At 38.2% G+C, this 6,404-nt stretch carries 4 protein-coding genes and 1 pseudogene; 3 read left to right on the top strand and 2 right to left on the bottom strand.

Annotation, left to right across the window (positions count from 1 at the left end):
- Entirely contained in the window at positions 1–1,074 is a 1,074-nt protein-coding gene (locus tag A0F92_RS08485; protein ID WP_068244268.1) for an iron-containing alcohol dehydrogenase family protein, read from the top strand.
- A 78-nt stretch (positions 1,075–1,152) separates the two neighbouring features.
- Here the strand turns inward: A0F92_RS08485 and selD are convergent, their stop codons facing one another.
- Both selD and mnmH read right to left on the bottom strand, forming a co-directional pair.
- The gene (selD, locus tag A0F92_RS08490; RefSeq protein ID WP_068244271.1) at positions 1,153–2,208 is read right to left on the bottom strand and encodes a selenide, water dikinase SelD; all 1,056 of its coding nucleotides are present in this window, start codon (positions 2,206–2,208) and stop codon (positions 1,153–1,155) included.
- Positions 2,201–3,292 carry a tRNA 2-selenouridine(34) synthase MnmH gene (gene mnmH, locus A0F92_RS08495; RefSeq protein WP_167516940.1) on the bottom strand — a complete coding sequence of 364 codons (1,092 nt, stop codon included), beginning with the start codon at positions 3,290–3,292 and terminating at the stop codon, positions 2,201–2,203. Before mnmH ends, selD begins: the two co-directional genes overlap by 8 nt.
- Positions 3,293–3,733: 441 nt before the next feature.
- Between mnmH and rmuC the strand changes: the two genes are divergently transcribed.
- Both rmuC and A0F92_RS08505 read left to right on the top strand, forming a co-directional pair.
- Positions 3,734–5,185: a DNA recombination protein RmuC gene (gene rmuC, locus A0F92_RS08500; protein ID WP_253810302.1), complete on the top strand. Its 1,452-nt coding sequence runs from the start codon at positions 3,734–3,736 to the stop codon at positions 5,183–5,185.
- A 276-nt stretch (positions 5,186–5,461) separates the two neighbouring features.
- Positions 5,462–6,278 (top strand): annotated as a pseudogene (locus tag A0F92_RS08505) (IS256 family transposase); the annotation flags it as partial.
- Between the last annotated feature and the right edge of the window lie 126 nt (positions 6,279–6,404).

Raw genomic sequence — 6,404 nt, forward strand, 5'->3', positions numbered from 1 at the left:
ATGCAATTCAGAAATTTTAAAATGATTGGCTATGTAGTATATGGCCGTGGCAGTTTTAATCAGTTAGATGAAATTTTAGCACCGCAACGGAAAGGTGATGCACCAATGGTATTTTTAGTGGATCATTTTTTTAATGGTAAATCATTGGTGAACCGAATACCCTTAAGAGGAAAAGATAGAGTGATATTTGTAGATGTTACCCATGAGCCAAAAACAACGCAGGTAGATGCGCTGGCTCAACAATTAAAAAATGAATTTGGTACCATTAGCGGGGTAATAGGAATAGGTGGTGGTAGTACCATGGACTTAGCAAAGGCGGTATCGTTAATGATGACTAATCCCGGATCGTCAGCAGATTATCAAGGATGGGATTTGGTAAAATTACCCGGCGTTTATAAAGCAGGTATTCCTACACTTAGTGGTACTGGTGCCGAAGTTTCCAGAACAACAGTATTAACCGGCCCCACCCGTAAATTGGGAATGAATTCTGATTTTACTCCGTTTGATCAAATAGTACTTGATCCGGAACTAATAAAAGACGCTCCGGTTAATCAACGCTTTTATACAGGAATGGATTGTTACATACATTGTATAGAAAGTTTACAGGGTACTTATTTAAATGATTTTAGTAAAAGTTACGGCGAAAAAGCCTTGCAACTTTGCCAAAAAGTTTTTTTAGAAAAAGAGGTGTGGGATGATGAAAGCGATAACCAGTTAATGATGGCCTCTTATGCCGGTGGCATGAGTATTGCTTATTCGCAAGTGGGTGTAGCACATGCCGTAAGTTATGGTTTAAGTTATTTGTTAGGAACAAAACATGGCATTGGTAATTGTATTGTAATGAACCATTTGGAAGAATATTATCCGGAAGGAGTTGCTGAGTTTAAGCAGATGGTTGAAAAAAACAAAGTTGAAATTCCAACCGGTATTTGCAAAGGCCTTACCGATGCACAGTTGGAAACCATGATGGATGTATCAATGGGAATGAAACCTCTGTGGGAAAACGCACTGGGTAAAGACTGGGAAAAAATTATGACCAGAGATAAGCTAAGGAAACTCTACGAAAAATTATAAATTCAACCAACAAAAAGGCAATACCGCTATGTGTATTGTCTTTTTAATTTTATTTTATTGTTTATTAATTTGTTACTTTTATTCAAGTACTGTAACTACATCATCTTTTTTATCTGTGATTGTTCCAATTACTTCGGCATATAAATGATGCGATTGCAATAATTGTTGCACATCAGACAGGCCTTCTACTGCAACAGCAATTAACAAACCGCCATTGGTTTGTGGGTCCGGTAGAATAATGGCAGCTTCATCCTGATTAATTTGATTAGAAAAATGAATTTTATGTCCATAACTATCCCAGTTTCTTTTAGTGCCGCCGGGTATGGTTTTCATGGCTATGTATTCTTTTGCTTTACTTAACACCGGAACCTTACTGTAATACAATTCTGCAGAAAGCTTACTTCCTTCACACATTTCTACCAAATGTCCCAATAGGCCAAAGCCGGTTACATCGGTCATCGCATGAACTGCGGTAAATGCGCCTAAATCTTCTCCTGCTTTATTCAATTGTGTAAGCTGCCGTATCATTGACTGTAAATCCGGTTCCGTTAAAAGATTTCTTTTTTGAGCTGTAGAGAGTAAACCAATACCCAAAGGTTTGGTTAATAATAAAACATCACCTTTTTGTGCAGTGCTGTTTTTTTTCAAATGCTCAATAGCTACCAATCCATTTACGGCCAAACCAAAAATTGGTTCGGGGCTGTCTATGCTGTGTCCACCGGCCAATGGAATACCGGCTTCTTTACAAATGGCTCTGGCACCTTCTATTACCTGTTGTGCAACATTGGCGGGTATTTTATCAACCGGCCATCCTAAAATAGCAATAGCCAAAACGGGTTTTCCGCCCATGGCATATACATCGCTAATGGCATTGGCGCCTGCAATTTTTCCAAATGAAAAAGCATCATCAACAATGGGCATAAAAAAATCGGTGGTACTAATCAATGCGGTACCGTTACCCAGGTCGTATGCCGCTGCATCATCTTTTTGATGATTGCCTACCAGTAATTTTTGATTGTCTGGTGCCGCTACGTTCAATTGCAGAATTTGATCCAATACCTGCGGTGCTATTTTGCAGCCACAGCCTGCACCATGCGAATATGCAGTTAATTTAACGGAAATACTATCAGTCATTCTGTTTTGTTTTTAGTAGTGTAGTCAGTAAATAAGTATTGTTGCTCGCATTGGTAGATGGGGCATCTAATTTTGTAACCATTTGCTCAACATGCGCTCTGTTATACAATCCTTTGGTATAGGCTTTATCATAATACTGCAATAAAATAGCAAAGCAATCTTTTATATTGTCTTCCAGTAAAAAATTGATAGCGTTTTTGGTAGCCAAACCGCCCAACCTTTTTTTAATACGTATAATGGCATTTATAATTTTTTCCTTTGGTGCATTGCCATAAGTTTCAACCAGTTCATTTAACCTTTCTTCAAAAGGTATTTGAAAAAAGAAAACAGGCGATACCCTCATTTGTTCATAAAAATGTATGGGTAAATTAATGTTGCCAATGCGTTGGCTTTCATCTTCCAGCCAAATGGTTGTTTGATTCTGGTTTTGCTGTTGAAGTAAGTACAATTCGTTGGCCAACAGGTTTTCAAACATTTCTTGTGTAGGTTGTTGTGTTGTTTGAAAGCCGCCAAAGGCCGAGCCTTTGTGTTTGGCTATGCCTTCCAGATCAATCACCGGATAATTGAGCTGTGCCAAATGTTGTAGTATTTTTGTTTTGCCACTGCCTGTATAACCACCAATAACGCGTAATGCATATTTTTTTTCAAACTGATGCAACACCCATTGCCGGTAGGCCTTGTATCCACCCTGCAATGTATATACCTGAAAGCCATATAAATTCAACAGCCATGCTACACCTGCACTGCGCATGCCGCCACGCCAGCAATGCACTAAAACAGTTGATTGAATGTTGTTATTTGTTTTCAAGATGTTTTCAACCGTTTCAATCATGGGCACCATTTTCTGTGCAAAAAATGGTAGTGCCGTTTTAATGGCCTGTTGTTTGTTAATTTGTTTATAGTGGGTACCTACAATAGTCCTTTCTTCGTTGGTAAAAAGCGGCAACGAAAATGCTTGTGGAATATGCGCATGTTCAAACTCTGCCGGACTTCTCACATCAAACACCGGATGTTGCTGTGCCAATGATAAAAATGCTTGAATATGTATTGCTTCAATAGCCATTGCCTGCAAATGTACAAGCATTGAGCATTGCTTAGCCGGGATGGATTTAAAATTGCATATACTTGCATGAGCGGTGGGCAGGTGGTTGTAAGGTGCAGGAAACTGTATGCGTCTCCTTTTTGCAGTCAAATTAAAATTAGAGATTAGGTGCCTGTTTTATTATAAAAGCAAATGGTGCTTTCACAAATACATTTCCGCAGCCTCGAACTTTTCCTGAATAACCCTTAAATTGATATATGGAAAACATAAATTCGTATTTTGTGAAAGATAATTTTAAGCTGAGTTCAACAAAACAGTGCAATTCCTGTCTATCTAAATTTAGAGAATGTTGAAATGAAAAAAAGTGATCACCAATGAAAACTTTTTGCCTCCTGCAAAACGCAATAAAAAATTAAATCAATAATGATGTTAATCCTATACATATTCCTTCCCGTTCTTGCGATACTAATCATCGTAAACATCGTGCTTACCCTCAAAGCAGGTAAGCAAACTGTGGGAAATGCATTACACGAAATAAAAATTTCTATTGGAAACATGATTTCCAATTTGAAAGACACCGAGAAAAACCTGAAAGATGAATTTGTTACCAATCGAAGAGAAAGTGCCGATACTGCAACAGGTTTAAGAACGGAAATCGGCAAACAACTCAACAATTTTACACAAACTTTTTCGGAACAATTAGGCAACCTCACTAAATCCAACGAAGAAAAGTTAGAAGCCATCCGCAAAACTTTTGAAGAAAAATTAGTTGCCTTTCAAAAAAGCATAGACAGTAACAGCAAGGAAAGCAGAACGGAACTAAAAGAAAATCTGGATGTGTTTAAGCGGGAATTAAACGATGCTTTAAAAGATTACAAAGAACGATTAAAAGAACAGTTTACAGCGTTTGAAAGAAGTCAGCAAACACAAAACGCCGCTAACAGCGAAAAAATTTCTGAACTCAAATCTTCTTTAGAAACATCGGTAAAAACCATGCAGGAAGGCAATGAGAAAAAATTAGAAGAGATGCGCAAAACCGTTGATGAGAAACTCAATGAAACTTTGGAAAAACGCCTTGGTGAATCCTTCAAACAGGTAAGCGACAGATTAGAAGCCGTTCACAAAGGTTTGGGCGAAATGCAAACCTTAGCGGTGAGTGTTGGCGATTTGAAGAAAGTAATGAGCAACGTAAAATCAAGAGGTGTTTTGGGAGAATACCAATTACAGAACATCATTGAAGATTTATTAACGAATGAGCAATATGAGAAGAATGTAAAAACAAAATCAGGAAGCGGTGCTGTAGTAGAATTTGCTATTAAGATGCCCCATGGCAACAATTTAGAGAAAACACTTTGGTTACCAATAGATTCAAAATTTCCGAAAGAAGATTATGAAGCATTAGTGGATGCTTATGAAAAAGGGGATGCTGAAAAAATTGATGAATACCGAAAGGCATTTATCAATGGAATTAAAAAGAACGCAAAAGACATCAAAGAAAAATACATTGACCCACCGAATACAACCGAATATGGCATTATGTTTTTACCTTATGAAAGCTTATTTGGTGAAGTTTTAAGGGTTCCCGGCTTGTTTGAACAACTGCAAAAAGACTATAAAATTACGATTACAGGCCCAACCACATTAAGTGCACTGCTGAACAGTTTACAAATGGGCTTTAGAACATTAGCTATTGAAAAAAGAAGCAGCGAAGTTTGGGATTTACTGGGCGCAGTGAAAACAGAATTTGGCCAGTTTGGTGATGTGTTGGCCAAAACCAAAAAGAAACTCATTGAAGCTACGAATGTGATTGATACATCTGAAGTACGTACCAGAGCCATCGAACGCAAACTTCGAGGTGTTCAGGAATTACCGGCAGGAGAATCAAAAAAGATTTTGGATTCAGACGATGAAGCTATTACTGAAATAGAATCCTAACTGAGCAGTGAGCTAAGATGGTATGCCCATCATTACAGCATTAGAATTTGCAGCACGAAACAAAATGTTAGGCGTGTTGAAAAGTCGATAAGCAGCTTAATTGCTTTTTGTAGAAAGTTTGGTATAATAAGTCATTTGTCCGCTGTATAGTAAAATTCACAAGTATAACGCTGTATCAACCACTTATAAACTGGACAAATTTTCAAAAACAGAGGCTGTAAAAAAACTGTGTCAAAGTTCTAAAATGATTTAGGAACTTTAAAACACAGTTTTTTTATGGAAAAGAAAAAAGAAGCCTTCGATTACGAAGCATTAATGAAAAAGACCCTTGAGCAATTTCGTTCGGGCAAAAGTTTGTTTGGCAAGGATGGAGCTTTTGCTCCCTTGCTAAAAGAATTCCTGGAAGCGGCTTTACAGGCTGAATTGGGAGATCACCTTGATGAGGAGCAACGCATTAAAGGCAATCGTAAAAATGGTTATAATACCAAGCAATTAAAAACTGCCGAAGGGATCATTGATTTATCGACGCCCCGGGATAGATCCAGTGAATTTGAACCGCAGCTGGTGCGTAAACGTGAGACTATTTTAGCAGAAAGTTTAGAGCAAAGAATTATCGGGATGTATGGTCATGGGATGAGTTTGAGGGATATATCGGCTCATATTAAGGACATCTACGACACAGATATTTCTGCTGCTACATTATCAGCTATTACCGATAAAGTGATACCGTTAGTATCGGAATGGCAAAGTCGTCCATTAGACCCTCTATATTGTATTGTATGGCTGGATGCCATGTATTATAAAGTAAAGCAGGATAGTAAAATCATTACCCGCTGCGTATATAATATTCTGGGCATTACTATGGAAGGGAGAAAAGAAATTTTAGGCTGCTATACCAATGAAACAGAAGGAGCTAATTTTTGGTTAAGCGTACTCACTGACCTGCAAAACAGAGGGGTACAGGATATCCTGATCGCCTGTATAGAATCTGAAAGGCTTTGCTGAAGCCATTTCCACCGTGTTCCCCCAAACCCAGGAGCAAAGCTCCATCTTACACCAAATCCGCAATTGTTTAAAATATGTAGCCTGCAAGGCAACCAGTTCCATGCCATCAATTATATGTGGACACATAATATGGTGCCGGCAATGATTGGCAACAGTGGTTTCAATAAGCGGCTCCATAAGGTGGCCTCGCTGTTGATGTTGCCGTTCTTTGAAT

The organism is Hydrotalea flava (genome assembly GCF_001623405.1).
GTDB lineage: Bacteria > Bacteroidota > Bacteroidia > Chitinophagales > Chitinophagaceae > Hydrotalea > Hydrotalea flava.